General features: G+C 37.4%; 1 protein-coding gene. It reads right to left on the bottom strand.

Annotated features, from left to right (window positions below):
* On the bottom strand, positions 1-380 hold a 380-nt coding region (locus FD20_RS12745; RefSeq protein ID WP_338040580.1), incomplete at both ends, for a MobA/MobL family protein.

Genomic DNA, 380 nt, shown 5'->3' with positions numbered 1-380 from the left:
GTCAATAATTGCTTAGTGACATCTTCACCAACAGCGTGCTTAATTAAGGTACTGTTTTTCCAATTAAATAGCATGCGCCGCTTATCATCTAAACTTTCAAAACTAATATAAGTTTTCAGTTCGTGGCTTAACTCTTTGACCACTTTTTTCTCGTTAAACGAGAAGTGTTTACTTAGGCTATCCAAGTGGCCTCGATTAACTACTTTCTCCTGCATATTTTTATAGCCAGCTTTGGACTTACGATAGTTCTTAACTTGTTGATTAAATGCCTTTCTTTCATGCCGTTTGCTATTGATTCCCTCGTGTTGCATTGGTGTGTCAGCTATTCCCTGTTCCACAAATGATTTTTCACTGATCCGATCAGGAATGTTTTTTTGCTC

The sequence above is a fragment of the Liquorilactobacillus uvarum DSM 19971 genome (genome assembly GCF_001434935.1).
GTDB classification, from domain to species: Bacteria; Bacillota; Bacilli; order Lactobacillales; family Lactobacillaceae; genus Liquorilactobacillus; species Liquorilactobacillus uvarum.
This window is presented reverse-complemented; position numbering and strand designations above follow the sequence as displayed.